Annotated in this window: 15 protein-coding genes; 8 read left to right on the top strand and 7 right to left on the bottom strand. The window is 72.8% G+C overall.

The features are described from left to right. Positions 1–52 precede the first annotated feature (52 nt). Both ACTMS2_RS05375 and ACTMS2_RS05370 read right to left on the bottom strand, forming a co-directional pair. Entirely contained in the window at positions 53–3322 is a 3270-nt protein-coding gene (locus tag ACTMS2_RS05375) for a S8 family serine peptidase (RefSeq protein WP_441174375.1), read from the bottom strand. 162 nt (positions 3323–3484) lie between these two features. Further along, on the bottom strand, positions 3485–4663 hold the full coding sequence (locus tag ACTMS2_RS05370) for a DNA recombination protein RmuC (protein ID WP_357715556.1): 1179 nt from the start codon (positions 4661–4663) through the stop codon (positions 3485–3487). Positions 4664–4884: 221 nt separating this feature from the next. Here ACTMS2_RS05370 and ACTMS2_RS05365 point away from each other — a divergent pair, with 221 nt between their 5' ends. Then, entirely contained in the window at positions 4885–5658 is a 774-nt protein-coding gene (locus tag ACTMS2_RS05365; protein WP_441174374.1) for a hypothetical protein, read from the top strand. A gap of 260 nt (positions 5659–5918) precedes the next feature. Here the strand turns inward: ACTMS2_RS05365 and ppc are convergent, their stop codons facing one another. Both ppc and ACTMS2_RS05355 read right to left on the bottom strand, forming a co-directional pair. Next, the gene (gene ppc / locus ACTMS2_RS05360; RefSeq protein ID WP_441174373.1) at positions 5919–8705 is read right to left on the bottom strand and encodes a phosphoenolpyruvate carboxylase; all 2787 of its coding nucleotides are present in this window, start codon (positions 8703–8705) and stop codon (positions 5919–5921) included. 339 nt (positions 8706–9044) lie between these two features. Continuing rightward, a complete protein-coding gene (locus tag ACTMS2_RS05355; RefSeq protein WP_441174372.1) occupies positions 9045–9701 on the bottom strand; it encodes a hypothetical protein in 657 nt (218 codons plus the stop codon). Between the two features lie 115 nt (positions 9702–9816). Here ACTMS2_RS05355 and ACTMS2_RS05350 point away from each other — a divergent pair, with 115 nt between their 5' ends. After that, positions 9817–10857 carry a S66 family peptidase gene (locus tag ACTMS2_RS05350; protein WP_441174371.1) on the top strand — a complete coding sequence of 347 codons (1041 nt, stop codon included), beginning with the start codon at positions 9817–9819 and terminating at the stop codon, positions 10855–10857. A gap of 86 nt (positions 10858–10943) precedes the next feature. Here the strand turns inward: ACTMS2_RS05350 and ACTMS2_RS05345 are convergent, their stop codons facing one another. From ACTMS2_RS05345 to ACTMS2_RS05335, 3 genes are all read right to left on the bottom strand, one after another. After that, positions 10944–11867, bottom strand: a complete 924-nt coding sequence (locus tag ACTMS2_RS05345; protein WP_441174370.1) for a cyclase family protein — start codon at positions 11865–11867, stop codon at positions 10944–10946. A gap of 449 nt (positions 11868–12316) precedes the next feature. After that, complete coding sequence (locus tag ACTMS2_RS05340; RefSeq protein ID WP_441174369.1) at positions 12317–13207, bottom strand: helix-turn-helix domain-containing protein; 891 nt, start codon at positions 13205–13207, stop codon at positions 12317–12319. A gap of 275 nt (positions 13208–13482) precedes the next feature. Then, entirely contained in the window at positions 13483–14376 is an 894-nt protein-coding gene (locus tag ACTMS2_RS05335; protein WP_441174368.1) for a helix-turn-helix domain-containing protein, read from the bottom strand. Between the two features lie 153 nt (positions 14377–14529). Here ACTMS2_RS05335 and mfd point away from each other — a divergent pair, with 153 nt between their 5' ends. The 6 genes from mfd to ACTMS2_RS05305 all read left to right on the top strand — a co-directional run bounded on the left by mfd (position 14530) and on the right by ACTMS2_RS05305 (position 26188). Next, positions 14530–18171, top strand: coding sequence for a transcription-repair coupling factor (mfd, locus tag ACTMS2_RS05330; protein WP_441174367.1), 3642 nt, complete (start codon positions 14530–14532; stop codon positions 18169–18171). Between the two features lie 137 nt (positions 18172–18308). After that, complete coding sequence (locus ACTMS2_RS05325; protein WP_441174366.1) at positions 18309–19079, top strand: hypothetical protein; 771 nt, start codon at positions 18309–18311, stop codon at positions 19077–19079. A gap of 2 nt (positions 19080–19081) precedes the next feature. After that, positions 19082–20053, top strand: coding sequence for a nucleoside triphosphate pyrophosphohydrolase (locus ACTMS2_RS05320; RefSeq protein ID WP_441174365.1), 972 nt, complete (start codon positions 19082–19084; stop codon positions 20051–20053). Positions 20054–20075: 22 nt separating this feature from the next. Then, on the top strand, positions 20076–21695 hold the full coding sequence (locus ACTMS2_RS05315) for a DUF885 domain-containing protein (RefSeq protein WP_441174364.1): 1620 nt from the start codon (positions 20076–20078) through the stop codon (positions 21693–21695). 422 nt (positions 21696–22117) lie between these two features. Then, positions 22118–25801 (top strand): ALF repeat-containing protein, encoded by a 3684-nt coding sequence (locus tag ACTMS2_RS05310; protein WP_441174363.1) that lies wholly within the window; start codon positions 22118–22120, stop codon positions 25799–25801. A gap of 9 nt (positions 25802–25810) precedes the next feature. After that, on the top strand, positions 25811–26188 hold the full coding sequence (locus ACTMS2_RS05305) for a hypothetical protein (RefSeq protein WP_441174362.1): 378 nt from the start codon (positions 25811–25813) through the stop codon (positions 26186–26188). Positions 26189–26256 lie beyond the last annotated feature (68 nt).

Below are 26256 nucleotides of genomic sequence, written 5' to 3'. Positions count from 1 at the left end.
GGAGCCCGCCCCCGGGTGGGGGCGGGCTCCGGTGTTTCCGGTGCGGGACGGGTCAGTTCACGGTGCCGATGGAGACGGCGCCGCGGCCGACGACCGCGCCCTCGGTGGTCACCACGGACAGCTCACCGAAGAGCGCCCGACCGGCGACCGGGGTGGACTGGGCGGTCACCGTACCGGTGAGGGTGGCGGTGGCGCCGTGGGCCAGGTCCAGCGGGGTGGCGGGCGCCGAGAGGGTGCCCAGCGCCGCCGCCGAGAACGAGTCCCGGTAGTCGTAGGCGGTGCTGCCACCGGCCCCGTCCACCGCGTAACCCTCGACGACCACCCGGTAGGTGCCCGCCGGCGGGTTGTTGATGGTCACGGCCTCCTCGGAGTCGCCGTCGGCGGCCCGACCGACCTCCGCGGTACCGCGGAAGACGTAGAGGTCGAGGTCGGCCGCGGCGCTGGCCGGGTTGCCGATCCGGGCGGTGAAGCGGGTCGCGCCCGCCGGCACCTCCACGGTGTACTCCTGCGACGCGCCCTCGGCGATGGTGGGCCGCTCGGCGTGGACGCTGGAGAGCGGGCCACCCTGGCCGGTCACCGCGACCGGGCCGAAGGTGTTGGTCAGCGACCAGGTCACCGGGGTCGCGGTACCGGCGGTGACCGACGGCAGCTCGACGACGGCCGGCTCGACCGCGACACCCTGCACCCGCGCCGTGAGCTGGAACGGGTTGTTCAGCGACGGCGAGGTCCGACGGGACTCCACCTCGATCTCCCAGACCCCGGCGATCGGGTTCTGGTAGTCGCGCTCCTGCGGCTTGCAGGCGTTGGCGTCGGAGAAGTTGGTGTAGCAGGCGAGGCTGGAGGTGCTCTCCACCGGAACGCCGTACGGGTTGAAGGCGATGAACCGGGTCTGCGAACCGGTGGCGATGCCGGAGAGGTTCACCTGGAGGGCGCCCGTGCCCGGCGGAACCGTCACGAAGTACGAGGTGAAGCCGTTCCGGTCGACCGAGCCCTCGGCCGAGAAGGAGAAGTTCGGCTTCTTCACGTCGTTCGAGGCCACCACGACGGTGGAGACCTCGAAGTCGACGACCGAGGTCGCCGGGTCGTCGATCGTCATGATCGCGCCGTGCGCGCCGGCGGTGGCGGGCTTGGCGGTGACCGAGACGGTGACGGTCTTGTTCAGCGGGAGCGAGACGGTCTTCGGCGCCTTGAAGGTGCCGTCGTTGCCGCGCAGACCCACGTTGTGCTTCACGGTGCCGGCCGGCCCGCTGGTGCGGGTCAGCTTGACCTGGTAGCTCTTCGACTGGCCGATCCGCTGCCCACCGTCGGTGGAGGCGCAGCGGTTGTAGAGGCCGGTGCCCCGGTTCGGGGTGCCCAGCTGACCGGACAGGACGGTGCAGACCGGGGCCTCGGAGGTGTAGGAGCGCGTCTCCACGCCCTTACGCAGCAGCTTCCACGCGCCCGGCACGTTGAACATGCCGTAGCCCTGGGCGTACGTCGGAACGTCCCCGATCGGCTTGGCCGAGGTGTAGATCGCCCGGCGCAGCGCGGCCGGGGTGACGCCCTTGTCAGTCGCCTTGGCGGCCGACAGCAGCAGCGCGGCGGCGCCGGCGGCCTGCGGGGAGGCCATCGAGGTGCCGTTCAGCATCGCGTAGCCCGGGGGCAGCGCGTAGCCGGCCTCGGGGACCGCGTTGCCGGGCTGCCAGGTCGGGGCGGTGGAGATGGCCGAGCCGGGGGCGGCGATGTTCGGCTTGACGCCGCCGTCCTCGCGCGGGCCACGGGAGGAGAAGTTGAACAGCGCGTTCTTCTTCTTCACCGCAGAGCCGTAGTTGGCCAGCCAGGTGTCCTTGCTGATGCTCGCCGCGACGCTGACCACGTTGGCGGCCACCGACGGGTCGCCGATGGTGTTCAGGCCCGGGCCGGAGTTGCCGGCCGAGATGAACATCTGCACGCCGTAGGTGGTGATCAGGTTGTTGTAGAGCTCGGCGCGGGCGTTGTTGCCGTCGTTCAGCGCCGGCAGGCCGCCGATCGACATGTTGACCACGTCGACCTTGCGGTTGATCACCAGGTCGGCCATGCCGGTGGTGAGGGCGGCGTACGTGCAGCCGCCGCCCCAGGAGCAGGCGCGGGCCGAGACGAGCTTGGCACCGGGCGCGGCACCGTCGAAGGCGCCGTTGCCGAGCATGTCGTTGGCGGCGGTGATGCCGGCGACGTGGGTGCCGTGGGTGCTCTCGACGATGCCGATGTTGACGTAGTCCACCAGGCCGGGACCGCCGATGGGGGCGGTGTCCACGTCCTCGCGGTACTCGACCACGAACGGGATCCGCTCGACCACCGGGGTGGCCGCGTTGTCGGTGCCGAAGTAGCCGACGTCGAACTTCTCCTTGTACGGCCGCATCATGGCGTCGTCGGTGAAGTTGTTGTTCTGGTTGACGTCCACCCAGATGTTGTGGGTGGCCGGGTCGTAGAGGATGCCGAACGTGTCGGTCCGGTCCCCGTCGCGGTTGATGTCACCGGCCGGGTCGCTGGCAGCCGTGATCGACTCGCTGAACCGGTTGAACCGGTAGGTGCCCGCCGGGGCCGTCCAGGTCGCGCCGCCGGAGGTGAACGTCGGACCGGTCACCTCGGTGAGCATCGGGCGCCAGGTGGCGTCCTCGAACGGGTCCGTCGCGGTCACCCAGTCGACGATCTTCCGCTCACCCGTGGTGGTCTTCTGCAACGCCGGGTGAGCGAGGTCCACACCGGAGTCCATGATGCCGATCGTGACGCCGCGGCCGTCCCACTGGGGGTTCTTGGCGACGAAGTCGACGGCGCCGATCTCGTTGGTCGGCATGTAGGGGTTGGCGGCCGGGGTGTCGGCCCCCGGGCCGGGCAGCGTCGCCGCCTGCTTCGCCGCCTTCTTGCCGGAGGGGGCGACCTCGGGCGTCGGGTCGGGCAGCTGGATGGTCTCGTCCAGGTCGACGGCGGAGACGCCGGGCAGCGTGGCCGCCTTGACCACCTTCGAGGTGGGGACCTTGGCCAGGACGTAGCCGATGCTGTCGTAGCGCTCGGTGACGGCCGCACCCAGGTTCTTGAGGTCGGCGGCGACGTCCTTCGCCTCGCCCTTCTTGGTGGCCACGATCAGGGTGACGGTCGGGGCCTTCTTCGCCTCCGCCTCGGCGAGGAGCTTGGCGTCGTGCGAGCCCAGCGCCTCCACAGGGGTGGCCTGGGACGCGTCGGGTGCGGCGGTGGGCGCGGCGCTCGCGGTGGCGGCGCCACCGGCCACCGTCACCGCGCTGGCCGCCACGACCGACGCGAAGAGCGCGGCGGAGGTCCGCCGGCTCAGGTTTCGGGGTTTGCTCACGTTCTCTTTCCTCCAGAGAACAGGGCCCTCAGATGCAGGGCACGCGTGAGGCGAATCCTTCGCGCTGCCGCTGGTCAATGTCACTACCGTGGAGTTCGTTGTGACCACTTCGTGACATGGGCGGCCGTCCATTGTCACATCGGCGATGGTAGGTATCGGCCGTCAGTCCAGTGTCGACCGACCGGTCGGCGCCCCGGCCTCGGCGTTTCCGAGCAGCTCCGGGGCCTGCGGCTGACGGGGCGCCAGCTCGACCTGCGCCGGCGCGGCCAGCTCCTGGTCGGAGACCCCCAGCTCGGCGAGCTTGCGGGCGCTGACCAGCACGCGCGCCTCCAACGACCCGACGGCCCGGTTGTACGCGGTCACCGCGCCGCCGAGCGACGCGCCGAGCTTGCCGACGTGCTCACCCAGCGTCGACAGTCGCCCGTACAGCTCGCGGGCCAGGGAGTGCACCGCCACCGCGTTGCGCGCCAGTGCCTCCTGCCGCCACGAGTAGGCGACCGTGCGCAGCAGCGCGACCAGGGTGGCCGGGGTCGCCAGCACCACGTTGCGGGCGAACGCGTGCTCCAGCAGCGTCGGGTCGCGCTGCAACGCGACGTCGAGGAACGGGTCGGCCGGCACGAAGAGCACCACGAACTCCGGCGTGCTGTCGAACGCGGCCCAGTAGGTCTTGGCGGCCAGCGCGTCCACGTGGGCGCGCAGGTGCTTCGCGTGCGCGTCGAGATGGGTGTCGCGACCCCGCTCGTCGCGGGCCTCCATCGCCGTCAGGTAGGCGTCGAACGGCGCCTTGGCGTCCACCACCACGGACCGGCCGCCGTGCAGCCGCACCACGAGGTCGGGACGGACCCCCTGGTGGTCGGTGGCGGCGGTGACCTGCTCGGAGAAGTCGCAGTGCTCCAGCATGCCGGCCGCCTCGACGATCCGGCGCAACTGGTGCTCGCCCCAGCGGCCCCGCACCTGGGGTGCCCGCAGGGCCGCCACCAGCTGCTTCGTCTCGGTACGCAGCTCGCCCGAGACCGTGCTCATCGCGCGGACCTGTTCGCGCAGTTCGGCGTACGCGTCGACCCGGTCGTGCTCCAACTCGGCGACGCGCTGCTCGTAGCGGCGCAACGTGTCGTGCAGCGGGGCGACGGCGCGGGCCACCGCCTCCTGGGACTGCGCGGTGGCCTCGTAGCTCAGCGCCCGCATGGACTGTTCCAGCCGCCCCTCGCCCTCCCGGGTGGCCCGCAGCGTGGCGTCCAGCCGGGCGATTTCGGTCGCCGAGCGGGTCCGGGCGGCGTACCAGCCCACCGCACCCCCGGCGGCGAGGCAGACGATCACCACGGCCAGCGTCGAGAAGTCCACCCCCGGAGCTTGCCAGACCGGCGCGCCGCGCGCCGCCGTGCCGCTCCCGCGCGGACAGTGCCGCTCGCCGGCGGGGCGGTGCCGTTCCCCGGCAGGGGCGTGCCGTTCCCCGGCAGGGGCGCGCCACTCGCCGGTGAGCGGCACGGTCGCCGCCCGCCGGCCTCGCTGCGCGGTGCCGATCCCAGGCGTGGCACTGGCCTGGCCTGGGTAACGTCGCTGCCATGAGATATCTGCCCCTGCTCATCCTCGTGGTGCTGCTGGTGGGCGCGTTCCTGTGGTGGCGCCGGGAGAGCGCCGCGCGGGAGGCGCGGCGCCTCGCCGACGTACGGGCCGACGCCCAGCGGTGGTACGAGCGGCTCGGCGGCCAGGTGATGAACCTGCACGGCGACCACCCGGCCGTACGCCAGGCGCTCGTCGACGCGGGGGAGCGCTACAACGCGGCCGGCAGCCAGCTCGAGCAGGCCCGCAGCGTCGAGCAGTTCCGCCTGGCCCGGGAGACCGCGCTGGAGGGACTGACGTACGCGCGGGCGGCCCGGGTGGCGCTCGGCATCGACCCCGGTCCCGAGCTGCCCCCGCTGGCCGCCGCACAGGGTGCCGGGCGGCTCACCCGGGATCGTCAGGTCGACGTGCAGGGGCAGACCTTCAAGGCCGGGCCGCAGCCCGGCCGCGACACCCCCTACTACTACCCCGGCGGGCGCTACCAGGGCCGGCCGGTGCCGGCGGGCTGGTACTCCACCCCGTGGTGGAAGACCGCGCTGGGCGCCGGCGCGGGCGTCCTCGGCGGTGTCCTGATCGCCGACGCGCTCTTCTCGCCCGGCTTCGCCGATCCCGGGTACGGCTACGAGGCCGGCTACCAGGAGGGCTTCGGCGACGCCACCGGCTTCGGCGAGCAGGGCGGCGAGGTCGGCGGCGACTTCGGCGGTGGCGGTGACTTCGGTGGGGGCTTCGGCGGCGGCGACTTCGGGGGTGGCGACTTCGGCGGCGGCGACTGGTAGCACCAGCGACAGCGGCGACCGGTCGCAACAGCGATGGTCGGACCGACGGCGACCGGTCCCGACCGGCCGGACCGACGGCGACCGGCCGCGACCGGCGGTGACCGGTGGGGCCGGCGGTGACCGGTGGGGCCGGCGGTGACCGGTGGGGCCGACGGTGACCGGTGGGGCCGACGGCGACGGTGTCGGGCAGGCTCGTCGGTGGCGGGTCGGCCGGGACACCCTCCGGCGCGCAAGGCGCGGGAAGGTGCCCCGGCCGCCGCTCAGCCCGTGTTGCGCATGCCGGCGGCGATGCCGTTCACGGTGGTCAGGAGCGCGCGCTCCAGCGCCGTACCGTCGCTCGGTGCCCGCCGGCCGCCCGGCGCGGTGGCCACCGCCCGGCCCGCCGCCCCGGACTCCCGGTACTGGCGCAGCAGGGCCACCTGGAGGTGGTGCAGCGGCTCCAGGTAGGTGTCGCGGACGGCCAGGGTGCGCTGGAGCACCGGGGAGTTCTCCAGCAGGGCCGGCGAGGAGGTCACCGCCAGCACCTCCCGCTTGGTCAGCTCGTACTCCTGCTCGATCTTGTGGAAGATCGGGTGCAGCTTCTTCGGCACCAGCGTCTCGACGTAGCGGCGGGCGATGCTCAGGTCGGTCTTGGTGAGCATCATCTCGACGTTCGACAGGAACGTGCGGAAGAAGTGCCAGTTGCGGTGCATCTCGGCCAGCACGTCCTCCAGGCCGGCCTCCCGGGCCGCGGCCAGGCCCGAGCCGACCCCGAACCAGCCGGGCACGATCTGCCGGGTCTGGGTCCAGCCGAACACCCACGGGATGGCGCGCAGCCCGGCGAGCCCGGCGCCCGTGTTGGGCCGCTTCGCCGGGCGGGAGCCGATGTTCAGCGCGCCGAGCAGCTCCGTGGGCGTCGACGCCCAGAAGTACGCCGGCAGGTCCGGGTCCTCGACCAGCGACCGGTACGACCGGAAGGCCGAGTCGGAGACCAGCTCCATGGTGGCGTCCCAGCGCTCCAGCATCTCGGCGGGCTGCCGGGGCGCGGTGTGCAGCAGGGTGGCCTGGAGCACCGCGGCCAGGGTCAGCTCCAGGTTCTCCCGGGCCAGCGACGGCAGGGAGTACTTGTCGGAGATGACCTCGCCCTGCTCGGTGACCTTGATCGCGCCGTCCAGGGTGCCGTACGGCTGGGCCAGGATCGCCTCGTGCGTCGGCCCACCGCCGCGACCCACGGTGCCGCCGCGACCGTGGAACAGCCGCAGGTGCACCCCGTGCCGGGCGGCCACGTCGCGCAGCGCGCGCTGGGCCCGGTGGATCGACCACTGGCTGGTGGTGATGCCGGCCTCCTTGTTGGAGTCGGAGTAGCCCAGCATCACCTCCTGCACGTCGCCGCGCGCCGCGACCAGCGCCCGGTACGCCGGCAGCGAGAGCAGCTCGTCGAGCAGTTCGCCGCCCGCGTTCAGTTCGGCGGGGGTCTCCAGCAGCGGTACGAAGCCGATGCGGGACCGGCCGCTGTGCACGTCGACCAGGCCCGCCTCGCGCGCCAGCACCACGGCGGCGAGCACGTCGTCCACGCCGAGCGTCATCGAGACGATGTACGACTCGATGACCTCGCCGCCGAACCGGTCCTGCGCCTCGCGGATGGTGCCGAACACGTCGAACGTCTTGCGGGTCGCCTCGGTCAGCGGGGTGTCCACCGTGGAGAGCGGCCGGCGACCGGTCAGCTCGTCGGCGAGCAGCTTCGTGCGTTCCTGCCGGCTCAGCGACGGGTAGTCGGAGACCTCGCCGACGGCCGCGTAGAGCTGGGCGAGCACCGCGTGGTGCGCCTCGGCGTGCTCCCGGACGTCCATGGTCGCCAGGTGCAGCCCGAACGCGGAGACCGTACGGATGGTGGAGGCGAGCCGGCCCACGGCGGTGAGCTGCCCGGCGTTGCGGGCCAGCGAGGCGCGCAGCAGTTCCAGGTCGGCCACCAGCTCGGCGGAGCCGCGGTAGTCCCGCCCGGGCACGTGCGCGGTGCCCTGGCGCAGCCGCTGCCGGGTGTTGGCCAGCTTCGCCTTCACGCAGCGGGCCTTGAGCCGGTAGGGCTCCTCGGCGTTGACCCGGCGGAACCGGGCCGCCACCTCGGGCAACGCGTCCAGGTCGGCGGCGAGGCTGGCGGAGAGGTCGAGCGACACCCCGCGCAGCCGCCGGGACACCGACACCTCGTCGATCAGGTGGTCCATCGCCTTCTCGGTGGCCGCGATGCCGTGCTCGTGCTGGATCGTCAGCACCTCGCGGGTCACCGCCGGGGTGACGAACGGGTTGCCGTCGCGGTCGCCGCCGATCCAGGTGCCGAAGGACAGCGGCCGGGCCGTGGGGGAGGTCTCCACGCCGAGGGCGCGCAGCGTGTCGGCGAGGTCGTCGAGGACCTGCGGGGCGGCCTCGGCGTACAGGTCGCGCAGGTAGTAGATGGCGTTGCGGGCCTCGTCGGTCGGGTCCGGCCGGTCGAGCCGCAGCTCGTCGGTCTGCCACATCAGGTCGAGCAGTTCGGCGAGGCGGCGGTTGGCCGGGCCCTCGTCGCTGGCGCCGTAGAGGATCGCGTTGGCGGTCTCGGTGTCCAGCTCGTCGGCGATGGCGCGCAGCTTGGACAGGATGGACCGGCGCGCCGCCTCGGTCGGGTGGGCGGTGAAGACGGGCCGTACCGCCAGCCGCCGCGCCGCCGCGGCGATCTCCTCGGCGGGCACGCCGCGCTCGGCGATCATCTTGGCCGCCTGGTCCAGCCACCCGCCCTGCACCGCCCGGCGGCGCCGCAGCTCCCGGGCCCGGTGCACCTGCTCGGTGATGTTGGCCAGGTGGAAGTAGGTGGAGAAGGCGCGGGCCAGCTTGGTGCCGGTGGTGACGTCCAGGCCGGCGAGGCGCTGCGCGGCGGCGGGGGCGTCGGAACGCACCTGGGCGCGGATCTCCTCGACGAGGTCGAGCAGCGGCCGGCCCTCCTGGCGGGCGAGGGTCTGCCCGAGCAGGGTGCCGAGACGGCGGATGTCGGCCCGCAGGGCGGCGTCGGGGCCGTCGTGGTCGTGCTGGTCGGTCACGATGCGCTCCTTACGCGAGTACGAAGGACAGCGCTGTCCGACTCCCTGGATCGTATCCGCGTCCCCCGCCGGGAAGGAGGGGGACCCGGGCAATCGCCCGCGGTACGGCAGGTGGCCCTTCCTCGCGTCTCAGCCGGCGCCGGGCGCGTCTTCGCTGGTGGGGACAGGTGCGGCGCGTCGGCCGGCGCGGCGGCGGCCTGGAACGGGGTGGCGCTGAGCACACCCGCCACGCCCAGCGACGTCCAGATGGTGAGCCGGCGATCGGCCAGCCGGTCGACCGGCGGTCGAAGTAGCCGGCAGACTTGAACAGGTCGGTGGCCCGGCCGGGGCCGCCGTCGATCAGACGAGCTGGCAGCGACCCGCGCTGTAGTGGGCGACCGCCGCCATGATCTCCGCCTCGGGCCGGTCGGCGAAGTTGAGCGTGGCGACCAGCCCGGAGCCGTAGAAGACGTTCAGCGCCGCGCCGTCCAGCGCCGTGAACGCCCCGAGGTTCTGGAGCACCCGTGCGTCGCGCGGCGTGACCACCAGCATCTTCTCCAGGCTCCACCGTCGGCGGGAGATCTGCGCGACGCCCTCCCAGGGCAGCCAGATCGCCTGGCCCCGGGTCGGTCGGGTGCGGATCCAGAGCCCGGCCGGGCCGAGCGCCAGCACCGGGCCGCCGGAGCCGATCAGCCAGAGCTGGATCCCCAGTGGCAGGGCGATCAGGGCCAGCAGACACCCCACCACGGCGAGGAGGCCGACGACGGACTGGGAGCGCGACTGCGGATCGGTCGAGTTCACCACGCCGAGGCCGGCGCAGCAGGCGATCGGGAGGATGAGGACCAGCGCCACCCCCATCATCAGCAGGCCGCGCTTCGCGACGTTGGGGCGTACCACGAAGGGCTGGTCCTCCGGGATGCGCCGGGTCACCGGCGGCGGCACGGGGCCTGCCCACCCTCCGCCGGGCGGCGGGCCGCCGTGGAAGGGCTGCGACGGGTGTCCGGCGGGGGTGGTCACGAGGGCTCCAGTTTCTCGATCAAGTTGGGGGAGCCTCAGCCTAGGGGCCGTCTGCCAGCGCGGCGGCGGGCCGGCGACCGGAAAAACCGGTTCCGCCGGTCGGTAGCGTCCGGTCATGACGTCGCCGAACTATCCCCCCAAGCCCCGCCCCGGAGACCGGGTCGCGGTCGTCTCGCCCTCCGCCGGCCTGCCGGCCCTCTTCCCCCACGTGTACGAGCTGGGGCTGCGCCGGTTGCGCGAGGAGTTCGGCCTGGAACCGGTGGAGTATCCGACGACCCGGGTGTTCGGCGCCGACCCCCGCGACCGGGCCCGGGACCTGACCGCCGCCTTCGCCGACCCGACGATCACCGCCGTGCTCGCCACGGTGGGCGGGGACGACCTGATCACGGTCACCCCGCACCTGGACGACGCCGTGCTGCGGGCCAACCCGAAGCCGTACTTCGGCTACTCCGACAACACCAACGTCCTCAACCACCTGTACCGGCTCGGCATCGTGTCCTACCACGGCGGATCGGTGCTGGTGCACCTCGGGCGGCCGGGCAGCCCGCACCCGCTGACCTTCGACTCGCTGCGCGCGGCCCTGTTCACCTCCGGCTGGTACGACCTCACCCCCGCGCCGCAGTGGGGCGACCGGCCCAACGACTGGCACGACCCGGCGGCGCTGGCCGACGAGCCGGAGATGCTGCCGGGCGAGGGCTGGCGCTGGCAGGGGCCGGCGACGGTGGTCCAGGGGCGCACCTGGGGCGGCAACCTGGAGATCCTGCACTGGCTGCTGGCCGCCGACCGGGTACCCGCCGCCGGGGAACTGGCCGGGTCGGTGCTGATGGTCGAGACTTCCGAGGAACTGCCCCCGGCCACCGAGGTGTTCCGGATCCTGCGCAACATGGGGGAGCGCGGGCTGCTCGCCGGCTTCCCGGCGGTCCTCGTCGGCCGGGCGAAGGCGTGGGACTTCGAACGACCGCACAGCCCCGACGAGCGGCGCGCCTGGGCCGACGCGCAGCGGGAGGCGGTCACCCGGGCGCTCGCCACGTACGCGCCGGACGCCGTGGTGGTCTTCGACGTCGACCTCGGCCACACCGACCCGCAGCTGATCGTCCCGTACGGCGGCGAGATCCGCGTAGACGCCGTCGAGCGCCGCATCACAGCCCACTACTGACCCCCACCCGCCGCAGGGTAGGCGCCCCCGGTGATCAGGACGTCGTGGACGTTTCGGGGCTGGTTCAGGGTCCGTGGTGCGGCGGGTCAGGTGGGGTCGAGGACGGCGAACGCCCGTACCGGGAAGGTGCCCATGCCGGCCACCATCGGCGGGGCGGCCGTGAACCGGAAGCCGGTCGGGGGCAGCGCGTCGAGGCCGGTCAGGTGCTCCACGACCGGTACGCCGGCGGCCAGCAGGGCGCTGTGCGCGGGGCGCTCGCCGGCTGCCGCCGGGCTCATGTCGTCGATGTTGATCGAGTCGATGCCGACCAGGGCGGCGCCCGCGTCGACCAGGGCCCGGGCGCCGTCCCCCGTGAGGTACGGCGCCTCCGGCGCGCCGTACCGGTCGGTGCCGAAGTGCGCCGACCAACCGGTGTGCAGCAGCACCGCGTGCCCGGCGACCTCGTACGGCGCCAGCAGCAGCCGGTCCACCGCACGGGTGCCCGCAGGCACCCGGACCACGACGCCGGGCAGGTCGGCGAGGCGCTCCAGCCCGGTGGCGGCGAGGTCGGCGCCGTCGGCGAAGCGGTGGGCGGGCGTGTCGACGTACGTGCCGGTGTTGGCGATCATGTCGATGCGCCCCACCTGGAACTCGGTGCCGGGGGCGTAGTTGGCCCGGGACGCCTCCCGGGTCAGCCACTCGGTGATCCGGGGCGCCGGCCAGCCCGGCAGGGTGGTCATGCCGTCGGTGACCACGTGGCTCAGCTCGACCAGCCGCCGGGAGTTGCCCTCCGGGCCGGGCCGGGCAGCCACGCCCCGGCCGCCCTTGTGCGGTTCCTCGATCATCGTCCGGCCGGTGATCCGTACCTCGGCCACCATGAGCAGCCCGAGGTGCCGGACGAACAGCGCCGCCAGTTCGTCGTCGGTGGTGTCGGGGCCGGGGACGTCCAGTCGGAACCCGTCCGTCCGCAGCCCGCCGCCGTTGGCGAAGGTGACCTCCGCGTCGAACTGTGCCCGCCACTGGTTGTCCATCAGCGCAGCCGATCACGGCCGGTCGCCCTCGTCAAGATCCTTCCTGGCTGGCCGGCCGGCTCGGGCAGGGTCGTCGCGGCCCCCGGACCCGGCCGCCGGCACGTTTAGTGATCAACCGGCGAGCCACAGCATCGCGCGCCCGCCGGAGTGCCGTACGGGGGGTGTACGACACCGCCGGCGGGCGGCGACGGCAGTTCGCTGCCGCCGAGGTCGCAGCCGGGTGGAGCTGCGGGCCTCCCCGAAAAGGTCCGCGCACCCCGACCGCCGCTGCGGCGGCTCGATCCCGGCTGACGGATTCCATGGTCGTCCGTCGGGCGGTCGCGGGTCTTGAACATCGATGCTCGGTTCGTCGCCCACTCGGCCTCGGCCCCGACCGGCCCGCGATCCCGCCGCCCTGTGGCTCCGACGCCAGCAGCCGGGACCCGGCGCGGAGGGCGGCGGCGGGTCGGTCAGTCGTGGGTGAGCAGGCGGCGCAGGCGGGCCGGCGGGTGGCCGACGTGCTCCCGGAGCACACGGGTGAGGTGCGCCTGGTCGGCGAAGCCGTGCTCCGCCGCCACGGCGCGTAGCGGTCGGTCGTCCGCCTCCGCGAGGGTGTCGAGCACCGCGCGGACCCGTAGCCGGTTGCGGTACGCGGTGAGGCTGCTGCCGGTGACCCGCTGGAACACCCGGCTCAGGTGGTGTGGTGAGGCGCCCACTTCCCGCGCCACCTGGTCGAGCGTGAGAGAGAAGTCGCGGACCATGAGCACCTCCCGGGCCCGGTCGGCGAGGCGACGGTGGGCGGCCGCGGTGGCGGGGCGTCGGTTGACGACGCGCCCCAGGTCCGCCCCCGGTGGCTCGGCCCGGCCGTTGACGAAGTCGAGCACCCTGCCGAGGAAGCCGTGCAGTCGCTCCGCCATCTCGAACGGGTCCAGCCCTCGCCGGAACTCCGTGACGAGCATCCGGTGTGCCAGGTCGAGCGCCGTGTCCGAGGTGCCGTCCCAGCCGGCGGTCGCCAACCAGCGCGCCCCGCCCCGGTGTTCGGCGAGGACCGCCGGCTCGATCTCCAGGCGGGTGAACGTGTCGCAGCCCAGCGGGTGGGACACCTGCATCTCGTCGCCTGGCCGGGTGAGCAGCAGCGAGGTGGCGTCCGAGAACGTCGTACGACCGTTGATGCGCCGCCGGTAGGCGCCCGACCAGCCAAGGTTCACCTCGTGACGCAGCAGGACCGTCGGTGCCGTCCAGCCGCGCTTTTCGACGCCGCAGCGCACCTCGGAGAGCGAGATCCCCGCCGGGTGACCCAGCACCCGCCAGCGGCAGGGCGTGGTCGTTCGGCGTGGGTCGCTGCCGACTCCCTCAGTCATCCGTCCTCCCCCTCGGCTGACCGTCGCGGACCATCGACGAAGCGTACGCGGGGGTGGCTCGCACGTCCGGAGAAATAGTGTCAAGCGGTGGCCCCCGTCCAACTGGACGAGGGGGTGATCGTCGTGTCGTCCCGCTGGAAGTGATCCCATGCTCACCGGTCTGTTCTCCGCCGCTCTGGCCGATCCGGGGCTGGCCCGGGCGGCGGTCCCGCGACCGGGTGCCCCGGCGCGCCGGGGCGGGCGGGGAGAGGCGCGGAGGGCGGCGGGCGGGTCGGTCAGTCGTGGGTGAGCAGGCGGCGCAGGTGGGCCGGTGGATGACCGACGTGGTCCCGGACCACGCGGGTGAGGTGGGCCTGATCGGCGAAGCCGTGCTCGGCCGCCACGGCGCGCAGCGGCCGTCCGTCCGCCTCCGCGAGGGTGTCCAGCACCGCGCGGACCCGCAGCCGGTTGCGGTACGCGGTGAGGCTGCTGCCGGTGACCCGGTGGAACACCCGGCTCAAGTGGTGCGGGGAGGCGCCCACCTCCCGGGCCACCTCGTCGAGGCCGAGCGAGAAGGCGCCGGCGGCGAGCACCTCGCGGGCCCGGTCGGCCAGGCGGCGGTGGGCGACCTGGGTGGCGGGCCGCCGGCCGATGGCGCGTGCCAGATCGGCCCCCGGTGGCTCGGCCCGGGCGTCGGTGAGGTTGAGCACCCCGTCGAGGAAGCGGTGCAGCCGCTCCGACATCTCGAACCGGTCGATTCCACGCCGGAACTCCGCGATGAGCATCCGGTGTGCCAGGTCGAGCGCCGCGTCGGAGGTGCCCTCCCAGCCGGCGGTCTCCAACCAGCGGGTCCCGTCCGGGCGTTCGGCCAGCACCGCCGGGCCGACCTGCACGCAGGTGTACGAGTCGCCGCAGCCCAGCGGGTGGGACACGGACATCACGTCGCCCGGCCGGGTGAGCAGCACCGAGGTGGCGTCCGAGAACGTCGTACGACCGTTGAGCCGCCGCCGGTACGCCCCCGACCGTCCGAGGATGAGGTTGTAGAACCTCTCGACGGCGGGTTCGGTCCAGCCGTGGCTCTCGACGATGCAGCGCACCTCGTAGATCAGGATCCCCTCCGGATGCCCCAGCACCCGCCACCGGCCGGGCGTGGTCTTCCGGCGCGGGTCGCTGCCGACTCCCTCAGGCATCCGTCCTCCCCCTCGGGTGGCCCTGCGCGGATTGTCGAGGATCCAACCTACGCGGGGGTGGTTCGTCCGACCGGAGAGATAGTGTCGACCGGTGGACCCCCCGCCCGGCCGGGCGAGGGGTGATCGTCGTGTCCTCCCGCTGGAAGTGATCCCATGCTCACCGGTCTGTTCTCCGCCGCCCTGGCCGATCCGGGGCTGGCCCGGGCACGTGACCTGGCGCGCTCCGGTGCCGCGCAGGTCGACGGCCTCGACATCACCGCGCCCGCCGCGCTGCGTCCCTTCGCGGTCGCCGCCGTCGCGGCCGACGAGGCCGGCGGGGCGGGCGGCGCGGGTCGTCCGGTGCTCGCCGTTACCGCCACCACCCGGGAGGCCGACGACCTGGCCGCCGCGCTGGGCACCCTCCTCCCACCCGGGCAGGTGACGGTGTTCCCGTCCTGGGAGACGCTGCCGCACGAGCGCCTGTCGCCCCGCTCCGACACGGTCGGCCGGCGGCTGGCCGTGCTGCGCCGGCTGGCGCACCCCGGGGCGGCCGACGCGCACGGCCGCACCGGCCCGCTGCGGGTGGTCGTGGCACCCGTTCGGTCGCTGCTGCAACCGCAGCTCAAGGGCCTCGGCGACCTGGAGCCGGTGCAGCTCGCCGCCGGGGAGGAGGCCGACCTGGAGCAGGTCGCCCGTCGCCTGACCGACATGGCGTACGCGCGGGTCGACCTGGTCACCAAGCGGGGCGAGTTCGCCGTGCGCGGCGGCATCCTCGACATCTTCCCGCCCACCGACGAGCACCCGTCGCGGGTCGAGTTCTGGGGCGACGAGGTGGAGGAGATCCGCACCTTCGCCGTCGCCGACCAGCGCACCATCGAGCAGGTGCCGAGGCTGTGGGCGCCGCCGTGCCGGGAGCTGCTGCTCACCCCGTCGGTGCGCAAGCGGGCCGCCGCCCTCGCCGAGGAGCACCCGGAGCTGGCCGAGATCCTCGACAAGCTGGCCGAGGGCATCCCGGTGGAGGGGATGGAGTCCCTGGCCCCGGCGCTGATCGGCGCCGACTCGATGGAGCTGCTGCTGGACGCCATGCCGGCCGGCACCCACGTGCTCCTCTGCGACCCGGAGCGCATCCGCACCCGGGCGCACGACCTGGTGCGTACCTCCGACGAGTTCCTCCAGGCGAGCTGGGCCGCGGCGGCCGTCGGCGGCCAGGCCCCGGTCGACGTCGGCGCCGCCGCCTTCCGGACCCTGGCGGAGGTACGCGCCGTCGCGGCGAAGCTGCGCCAGCCCTGGTGGACGCTGTCGCCGTTCGGTCTCGTGGAGGCGGACGCCGCCCCGGCGCGACAGCCGTGGGAGGACGGGCCGGAGGCGTACGACGTCACCCCCGACGACGCGATCGCGGTGACCCTGGCCGCGCAGCCGGCCCCGCTCTACCACGGCGAGACCGCCCGGGTGGTCGACGACCTCAAGCGCTGGGCCGGCGAGGGCTGGTCGGTCGCGCTGGTCTTCGAGGGGCACGGCCCCGCCCAGCGGGCGGTCGAGGTGCTCCGCGACGCCGGCCTCGGCGCGCGGCTGACCGAGGAGATCCCCACCGCGCCCGCCCCCGGCGAGGTGCTCGTCTCCTGCGGCAGCCTGACCAGCGGCTTCGTCGACGAGGCGTCCCGGTTCGTGCTGCTCACCGGCAACGACGTCACCGGCGGGCGGGGCACCTCCACCCGCGACATGCGCAAGATGCCGAGCCGGCGGCGCAACACCATCGACCCGCTGGAGCTGAAGGCCGGCGACCACGTCGTGCACGAGCAGCACGGCATCGGCCGCTACGTCGAACTGGTGCAGCGCACCGTCAACGGCGCCTCCCGGGAATACCTGGTCATCGAGTACGCCCCGAGTAAGCGCGGCCAGCCCGGCGACCGCCTCTTCGTCCCCACCGACCAGCTCGACCAGCTCTCCCGCTACGTGGGCGGGGAGCAGCCCACCCTGCACAAGATGGGCGGCTCGGACTGGCAGAAGTCCAAGGCCCGGGCCCGCAAGGCGGTCAAGGAGATCGCCGCCCAGCTCATCCAGCTCTACGCCGCCCGCAAGGCGTCCAAGGGGCACAACTTCGGCCCCGACACCCCGTGGCAGCGGGAGCTGGAGGACGCCTTCCCGTGGCAGGAGACGCCGGACCAGCTCGCCGCCATCGAGGAGGTCAAGCGGGACATGGAGCAGACCGTCCCGATGGACCGGCTGATCTGCGGCGACGTCGGCTACGGCAAGACCGAGATCGCGGTACGGGCGGCGTTCAAGGCGGTGCAGGACGGCAAGCAGGTGGCGGTGCTGGTGCCCACCACGCTGCTGGTGCAGCAGCACTACAACACGTTCGCCGAGCGGATGAGCCAGTTCCCGGTGACCATCAAGCAGCTCTCCCGCTTCCAGACGCCGAAGGAGGCCGAGCGGACCCTGGAGATGGCCGCCGCGGGCACCGCCGACATCGTCATCGGCACCCACCGGCTGCTCCAGGCGGCCACCCGGTTCAAGTCGCTCGGCCTGGTCATCGTCGACGAGGAGCAGCGCTTCGGCGTCGAGCACAAGGAGCACCTGAAGACGATGCGCGCCTCGGTCGACGTGCTGAGCATGTCGGCCACCCCGATCCCGCGCACCCTTGAGATGGCCATCACCGGCATCCGGGAGATGTCCACCATCGCCACCCCGCCGGAGGAGCGGCACCCGGTACTCACCTTCGTCGGCGCGTACGACGAGCGGCAGGTGGCGGCCTCCATCCACCGCGAGCTGCTTCGCGACGGGCAGGTCTTCTACCTGCACAACCGGGTCGAGTCGATCGACCGGACGGCCCGCAAGCTGCGCGAGCTGGTGCCCGAGGCGCGGGTCGCGGTGGCGCACGGCCAGATGGGCGAGGAGGCCCTGGAGAAGGTCATGGTCGGCTTCTGGGAGAAGGAGTTCGACGTGCTGGTCTGCACCACGATCGTGGAGTCCGGCATCGACATCCCGAACGCCAACACCCTGATCGTGGAGCGGGCCGACCTGCTCGGCCTGGCCCAGCTGCACCAGATCCGCGGCCGGGTCGGCCGGGGCCGGGAGCGGGCGTACGCGTACTTCCTCTACCCGCCGGAGAAGCCGCTCACCGAGCACGCCCACGAGCGGCTGGCGACCATCGCCCAGCACACCGAGCTGGGCGCCGGCATGTACGTCGCGATGAAGGACCTGGAGATCCGGGGCGCCGGCAACCTGCTCGGCGGCGAGCAGTCCGGGCACATCGAGGGCGTCGGCTTCGACCTGTACGTGCGGATGGTCGGCGAGGCGGTCTCCGCGTTCAAGGGCGAGCGCCCGGAGGAGGAGACCGAGGTCAAGGTCGACCTGCCGGTCGACGCGCACCTGCCGCACGACTACGTCGGCGTGGAGCGGCTGCGCCTGGAGATGTACCGCAAGCTCGCGGAGGCGCGCGACGCCGAGCGGCTGAGCGAGGTGGTCGCCGAGATGACGGACCGCTACGGCGAGCCGCCGGCCCCGGTGCAGAACCTGGTCGCGGTGGCCCGGTTCCGCCTGCTGGCCCGCCGCTACGGCCTCACCGACGTCTCCATGCAGGGCAAGCACATCCGGTTCGGCCCGTTGCCGCTGCCCGACTCGAAGCAACTGCGGCTCAAGCGCTACCACCCGGACTCGGTCTACAAGTCCGCGCTCGACCAGGTCAGCGTGCCCCGGCCGAACACCCGACGGGTGGGCGGCGAGCCGCTGCGCGACCAGGCCCTGCTGGAGTGGTGCGCCCAGCTGCTGAAGGACGTGCTGGGCGAGCCGGCGGTGGCGGGAGCCCCCGCCCGGTGAGCGACGGACGCCGAACGGGTGGCGAGCGGGCGCGGTGCGGCGGGCAGACCGGCGGGCGCGGACGCCGGGGGACGGGCGGCCGGCTGACCGGTGGGCGGCGTCACGCTGGTCCGGGGCGGCATGAGAGAGTGACCGTCATGCGTGCTCGCCGTCTTGTCGCCGTCGCCAGCGTGGCGCTCGGCCTCGTCGCCCTCTCCGGTTGCCGTGCCGAGCCCGGTGTCGCCGCCTACGTCGGCGACCTGCGAATCACCGAGGATGCCGTCACCGACGTCGTGGACGACCTGCGGGCGAAGAACCCGGCGCCGACCGGGCAGCCCGAGGCGCCCGAGGGGCAGCCTCCGGCGCAGGCGCCGCAGCTGCCCGGCCGCGGTCAGGTCGTCAGCGTGCTGGTGCTGGCCGAGGTCTGCGAGCGGGTCTCGGCGGAGAAGAACTACCAGCCGCGCGGGCAGGTGGCGCCGGAGCAGCTCGCCCAGCAGTTCGGCCTCTCGCCCGACACCGGCTACGTGCGCCAGGTCGCCGAGCTCTACACCTGCCTGTCGGGCGTGCCGACCGGCGCGCCGGCCGAGCCGACCGCGCAGGACCTGGCGGACGTGGTGGCGGCGGGCCGCAAGGCGGGTGCCATCCCGGCCGACGTGACCGACGAGGCCGCCGCCGGCCAGCTCGACGGCGAGCAGCTGCGCACCGCGCTGGCCACCCGCAAGTCGCTGGCCGAGGCGGTCGCCGCGTACGACGTGACGGTCAACCCCCGCTACCGTCCGCTGGAGTTCCCGGTGCTGAGCTTCTCCGGCAACGCGCCGGCGGTGAGCGTGCCGCTGGGCGAGGCCGGCTCCGACGGGGTCACCGACGTCTCCACCCCGGACCCGCTGTCCCCCGGTGGGCCGCAGGCGGCCGGCGGGACCGACAGCTGAGCATGCCCGCCCGGATCGTCCTGCTCGTCACCTCGCCCCGGCTGCCGGCCGGTCTGCTGACCGCCGCCGCGTGGGACGCCGTACGCCGGCATCCGGTGCTGGCGGGGGCGGAGAGCGAGCTGACGACGGCGGTACGCGCGGCGGGCGCCGAGGTCACGGTGGTCGACGGCCGGGCGACGCAGGCGCTGCTGGACGCGGCGGCGGCGCACGGCGTCGCGGTGTGGCTGGCCGGCCCGGCCGGCGACGAGTCGCTGGCCCGGGAGCTGGGCCTGCGGCTGGCGCGCGAGCCCGGCCTGGCCGAGCTGGAGCTGATGTACGGCTCCTGGGACCCGCCCGGGGCCCGGCTGCTCGACGCCGTGGCGGTGATGGACCGGCTGGCCTCCCCGGGCGGCGACCCGTGGAAGCGGGCGCAGACCCACCGCAGCCTCGCCGGCTTCCTGCTGGAGGAGTGCTACGAGGCGTACGACGCGATCAGCGCGGGTGACACCGACGCGCTGCGCGAGGAGCTGGGCGACGTGCTGCTCCAGGTGGTGCTGCACGCCCGGCTCGCCGAGGAGCTGCCCGAGGCGCAGCGGTGGACCGTCGACGACGTGGCCGGTGGGCTGGTCGACAAGATGGTCCGGCGCAACCCGCACGTCTTCGCCGATGCCGAGGCCGGCACGCTGGCGGAGATCGAGGCGAGCTGGGAGCGGATCAAGCGGGCCGAGAAGGCACGTGACTCGGTGTTGGACGGGATCGCGCTGAGCCAGCCCGCGCTCGCCCTGGCCGCCAAGATCCTGGAACGCGCCGGCCGGGTCGGCCTCGCCGTACCGCCGCCCCTCGCCGATTCCCAGGTGGACCCGGAGGCGAGGCTCGGCGCGAGCCTGCTCGCCTCGGTCGCGGCGGCTCGCGAGGCGGGTCTGGACCCGGAGGCGGCCCTGCGCCGCGCCGCCTTCGCCTACGCGGACGCGGTCCGCGCCGCCGAAAAGGCCTGAGTCGACCCGGTAGGGTCGGCGGGTGGAATCGTTTGTGCCGCTCGCGGAGCGGATCGTCGACGCGTTGCTGGAGAGCCGGCCCGGGCTGGCGACCACCACCGGTGACCACCGCTACGACGACCGGCTGCCGGACCTCTCCGCCGAAACGGTCGCGGCCGACCAGGCCATGCTCAGGGAGGCCGCGGACGCGCTCGCCGAGCTGGACCCGGACGCCCTGGACGTCGAGGAGCGCGTCGACCACGCACTGCTCACCTCGTTCGTGGACCGGGAGCTGTTCGAGTCCGGCGACATCCGCGCCCACGAGTGGGACCCGCTGCGGCACAACCCCGGGCCGCTGCTGCATGCGCTGCTCGCCCGCCCGTACGCCCCGGTCGACGTCCGGCTGAACAGCCTGGCCGGGCGGCTCGCCGCCGTACCGGACGCGCTGGCGACGGCGCGCGCGACGCTGCGCGACATGCCGCGCATCCACGCCGAGACGGCGGTCGGGCAGTTCACCGGCACGGCAGCGCTGATCCGCGACGAGGTGCCGGCGCTGCTGACGCAGGCCCCCGCCCTGTACGACCGGGTCGAGCCGGCCGCCACGGCGGCGATCGCGGCGCTGGAGGAGTTCGTCGCGTGGCTGCGTCAGGGCCTGGCCGCCGACGCCGGCCCCGGGCGGGACCCGCGGCTGGGCCGGCGCCGCTGGGAGGCGCGGCTCTGGCACACCCTCGACACGGAGCTGGGGGCCGCCGAGATCCAGCGCCGGGCCTGGGCCAACCTGGACCGGGTCGGCGAGGAGATCCGTGCGGCGGCCGTCGAGCTGGTCGGCGGCCCGGCCGACGACGAGACGGTACGCCGGGCGCTGGACCTGCTGGCCGCCGAGCACCCCGACGACGCCACGATCGTGGACCTGGCCTCGGTCAGCCTGGACGAGGCGACCGACTTCGTACGCGCCCACGACCTGGTCACCCTGGTCGACGACCCGTGCGTGATCCAGGAGATGCCGCGGTTCGCCCGGGGCGTGGCGGTCGCGTACTGCGACTCGCCCGGCCCGCTGGAGACGGCGGACGTGCCGACCTTCTACTGCATCGCACCCACTCCCGAGGAGTGGCCCGCACATCGTGTCGAGTCGTTCTACCGGGAGTACAACGACCACATGATCCGCAACCTGACGGTGCACGAGGCGATGCCGGGGCACTTCCTCCAGCTCGCCCACGCCCGCCGGCACGTGGGTCCGACGCGGGTGCGGGCGCTGACGGAGTCGGGGCCCTTCATCGAGGGCTGGGCGGTCTACACCGAGGAGCTGATGGCCGGCCTCGGCTTCGGCGGCCTGCCGGTGCGGTTGCAGCAGCTCAAGATGCAGCTGCGGATGACCATCAACGCGCTGCTGGACCAGCTCGTGCACTGCGAGGAGCTGCCGGAGGCCGAGGCGATGGCGCTGATGACCGGGCGCGGCTTCCAGGAGGAGGGGGAGGCGGCCGGCAAGTGGCGGCGCGCCCTGCTCACCTCGACGCAGCTCTCGACGTACTTCGTCGGCTACAGCGAGGTGGCCGGGATCGCCGCCGCCCGCCCGGCCGGAGTATCGGTGCGCGAGTGGCACGACGCGATGCTCGCCCACGACTGCCCGCCCCCGCGCCACCTGCGCACCCTGCTCGGCGTGTGACGGAACTCGTCGTTCGCGCTGTGGCACCGCCCCTGGGCTGAGGCAACCGCCCGCGGGCTCCCGTGGGCGGAGCATCGGTATCACGGTCGCGGTGGTTCGTTGCTCGGATTTCTCGGAGTGGACGACTGGCACACCGTCTTCACGGTTACTCTCCGTTGCTTATTGCCTCATAGGCGCTGCAGCAACTCGTTAACTGTCCCGTGCAGATGCGGAAGACGATTCGGGCCGCCACGTCCATTGAGCGGCGGTCTTCGCGGGACAACGAGATCGACGCTCATCTCGTAGGCTCTCGCGTGCCGCGCCGATGCGGCGTATCCGACTGACGCCTGATATACGGGGGATCGATGCTCGACAAACCTGCCCAATCGTTCCATACCACCGGTCGGTGGCTACGAACAAGGGGATTGACAACCGCCACTGTCGTGGTGGCCCTGCTCGCCGCGCTCCTCGCTGTTCCGTCTCCGGCCGCAGCTTCGGAGCCCTCTGCCTTCAACGCACGGCAGTGGGCTGTGGAACTCATGCGGAGCGCTGGTCCGGCCACTGCTCGCGCCGCCGAAGTCGCGCTCACCGGTAGTGACGCCGATTTTGAGGAATTTCTCAGTCGGGGTCTCCAAGAGGCGGTCAACCAGGACAACGCGGCCGAGGTGGCCAGCTACCTTGCGAGCGGGGGCATTGCCACCCGACAAGCTGCCCAAGCGGCACTGGATGGCTCGACCGCAAACCGTTTCGATTTTCTAGACGTTGGCTGGGAACGGGCTCTGCCGCATGATGAGCGGACTCGAGTCACCCAGCTTATGGCGGTGGGCGGCTCTCGTCTGAAGGCTGCTGGTCAGGCAGCGCTGGACGGCAGTGAAGCCGACGTGACGGAGTTCCTCTCCAAGGGCCAGTACCTCGCGCGTGAGCACGACAACCGGGTGCGCACCTCGCAGATCATGATGTCGGGCGGGCCGTATGTGCAGGCTGCGGCACAGACGGCACTGGATGGCAATGCTGCTGCGGTGGAGGAGTTCCTCAGCTACGGCCAGCACGTCGCTCGCGCGAGGGACGAGGAACTGTCGACGGTCAGCCGACTCGCCGACCTGGCCAAGGAGTCCAGCCAGATCGCGGAGCGTGAGACGCAGGCGGCGAAGGCGGCTGCGGACAAGGCGATCGAAGCGGCACGGCTGGCGAAGGAGGCGGCGCAGCGGGCTGCGGCCGAGACGGCCGCGGCCAAGGACTCTGCGATGAAGGCCTCGGCTGCGGCGGCCCGGGCGGCGGATGCGGCGAAGCGGGCGGCTGCGGCGGCGCGGACGGCGATCGGGGCTGCAGCGGCGGCGAACAGCGCAGCGCGGGTGGCGTCGAACGCGGCTGCTCGTGCGGCGTCGGCGGCGGCGTTGGCCGGTGACGCGGCTTCTCGCGCGTACTCGGCGGCGTCGGAAGCGGCGGGGGACGCCACCAAGGCTGCCAAGGCGCGGCAGGCGGCGCAGAACGCCCGGAACGTGGCGGCGTCGGCGCGCAAGGCCGCGGATGCGGCGAAGGCAGCCAAGAACGCGGCGGGCGCTGCGGGCGACGCCTCAAAGGCTGCGCGTAGCGCGGTGGCGAATGCCAACGAGGCGGCGGCAGCGGCGGATGCGGCAAGCAACCACGCGAACGTCTCCCAGGCGGAGGCTGACCGGGCGCGCCGGGCGGCGGAGGAGGCCCGGCGTCGGGCAGCGGAAGCCGATCGGGCGGCAGACCGGGCGGAGGCGCTGGCGCGTAAGGCCGCGACCGCAGCCGGCGAAGCGGAACGTCACGCCCGTGAGGCGGCTGATCGGGCTGAGGCGGCGGCAGCGGCGGCGGACGAGGCGGCAGCCCACGCTGGCGAGGCTGCCTACGCGGCGGCGAAAGCCACCGCACACGCCAACGCCGCCCTGGCGGCTGCCGACACCGCCGCCCAGGCGGTGGAGCAGGCCCGCCTGGTCGAGGTGAACGCTCGGGACGCGGACAAGGAGCGGCTCGACAGCCTGGTGGCCGAGGGCATGGCGGCGGCTGAGGCGGAGCGGGCCGTCGAGTTGGAGCGACTTGCGAAGGCCGCCTACGACGCGGAGGAGCAGGCACGGCGGGACGAGGAGACCCGCCAGTTGCTCGCCGCGGCGCGGGCTCCCGGTGCGCCGGCGGATGTGGTGCTGCGCAACGGCCGGAAGATTGCTGCTCGCCTGTTGACGACCGGCGGCAAGTGGACCCAGCAGGTTGCCGAGCGCGCCCTGGTGGGCTCGGAGACGGACGTCCGGGACTTCGTCCTCAACTCTCTCGAGGTCGCTGCAGAGCAGGACGACCGCGCCAAGGTCGCGCAGATCTACGACACCGCGGACAAGGAGGCGCTGAAGGACGCGGCCAGGGTTGCCCTGGCCGGGACGATCACCGACGTCAGGGCGTTCCTTGCCACCCGCGAGTACCAAGGCAAGGAACACGACGACCGGATCAAGATCACTCAGATCATGGCGAACGGTGGTCCGAGAACCCAGGAGACCGGAACCGCGGCCCTGGACGGTACGGCCGCTGATCGTCAGGCGTTCCTGAGCCGGGGGCAGTTCGACGCTGCGGAGCACGACGACCGGATCAAGATCTCTCAGATCATGGCGGCCGGCGGCCCGGAGGTCAAAGCGGCGGGGCAGATCGCCCTGTCCGGTCCGCGAGCCGGACTGCGTCACTACATCACCGTCGTGCAGTACGTCGCCCGCCAGCGGGACGCCGAGACCGCAGCGCACGTACTGAAGATCCAGCAGATCATCCATGACGCAGCCAAGGACGCCGCCCTCGCGCGGCAGAGCGCTGCCGAGGCTGCCCGGTTGGCGGCCCTGGCGAGGAACGCCGCTGGCGAGGCGCAGGCGTACGCCGACCAGGCCGCCGCGTCGGCAAGGGCGGCGGAGATCTACGCCAACCAGGCCGCCGACGCCGCAGATCAGGCCAAGCGGTCCGCCGAACAGGCAGCGCAGTCGGCGCAGAGTGCTCGGAACGCGGCGAACGCCGCCAAGGCCGACGCGGCCGCTGCGAATGCTGCCGCAGCCCGGGCGCAGTCGTCTGCGGATCGTGCGCACGGCTTCGCCGCGGATGCCCGCAAGTCGGCGGACGAAGCCAAGAAGTCGGCCCTCGCGGCCGGCAAGGACGCCGCGGAAGCGACCCGGCTCGCGGCCGAGGCACTCAAGATCGCCATCGACCTGCAGAACAGGGAGGAGACGGAACGCCGCCAAGCCAGGCAGGAGTACTACGACAACCTCCCTGAGTGCCAGCTGGCCCACCGTCTGCACGGAATCGCCTGCAAGGGCGGTGAGCTGCTCAATGCGATCCTCGACGGCCAGAACAGCTGCACGATCATGTTCGGCAGCTCAGAAGCCTGCGACACCGTCATGGAGTACTACGCGGAGAAGAACGCCGAAGAGGCCGCCAAGGCCAAGGTCGTCGTTCAGCTCGTTCTGGCCATCTGCGGGTTCGTCCCGGTCGTCGGAGAACCCTGCGACGCACTCGACGCCTTCATAGCCTTCGCCAGCGGCGACGTCCAGGGAGGCGTCGAAGCCCTCGCCGCCATGATCCCGGTCGGTGGCTGGCTGTTCGGCGGCAAACGCGGTGCCGACCTGATCCGGGAACTGAACAAACTCCGCAAGCGTGACTCGGCCTGCCTTGTGGGCGGTGCTGTTTCGCTCGCAGGTGTTGCCGCGACGGCTCCTGCCGATGGCTCAGGGCCTCTGCATCTCAAGAGTCAGAGCCAGGTATCTCAACAGGGGGCAGGCGGGTCGCTTGCGACGGTCAAGGCTCAGAGCCTGCCCCTGGCAGAAGCCAACTCGGAGGTCTGCCTTCCGAAGCCGGGGGACATTCCGCGCAAGGCGCTCAACACGCACCTGCATCACATCGACGACGAGCGGGCCCTCCGTGCGGGTTTCGGCAACGCCCGGGAGGCGCAGCAAGCAGTGCGCGATCTCAGCGTCAGGATCGAGAAGGACGGCTTCCCCGAGGGAACGATCCCTGACAGCCACTCGGATGGGCGGGTTGAGGACCGCGTTCTCGTGCCCTTCGGTACCAACGCATACGCCGTCTACCAGATCAAGAAGAACGGCAACGCCGTCTTCAGGACGATCCTGGAACGGCGGTAGGGTTGACTGATGGATCATCTTTCGGCGGAAGAGGGACCCCTTCATCCGTCCTTCTGGGACTTCCAGGGCTATGCGGAGACGCGGGTGGTGACGACTGTCATGCGCCGTCGGTTTCCCTGGCAGTACCAACTTCTGGCCAGATCGCTGGAAGCTGTCGACCCGATGGACATGGTGTATCCCGGCCATCCGAATGAGTACTCCGATGTGATTCTGGAGGTCCTCGTGTTGCTTTCCGACAACAACGTCGATCTGCTGAATACTTCGGCTGGTCGCCTCGAGAGAGTGATCAGAGAGGGGATCGAGCGGAGGTTCAGCGAGTCGCCGGAAGAACATCGAGTCAGAGCAGTGGTCCAATTAATACTGGCTGAGGGCGAAGCAAGGCGGTGAAGGCGGTAGGTGTCAGGCCATTTCGGTGGCCTGACACCTACCGTCATTTGTCCGGGCGTCCACCAACG

It is taken from the genome of Micromonospora sp. SD12 (genome assembly GCF_052068495.1).
Lineage (GTDB): Bacteria > Actinomycetota > Actinomycetes > Mycobacteriales > Micromonosporaceae > Micromonospora > Micromonospora echinofusca.
The sequence above is the reverse complement of the archived record's forward strand: the minus strand, read 5'-3'. Positions and strand labels throughout refer to the sequence as shown.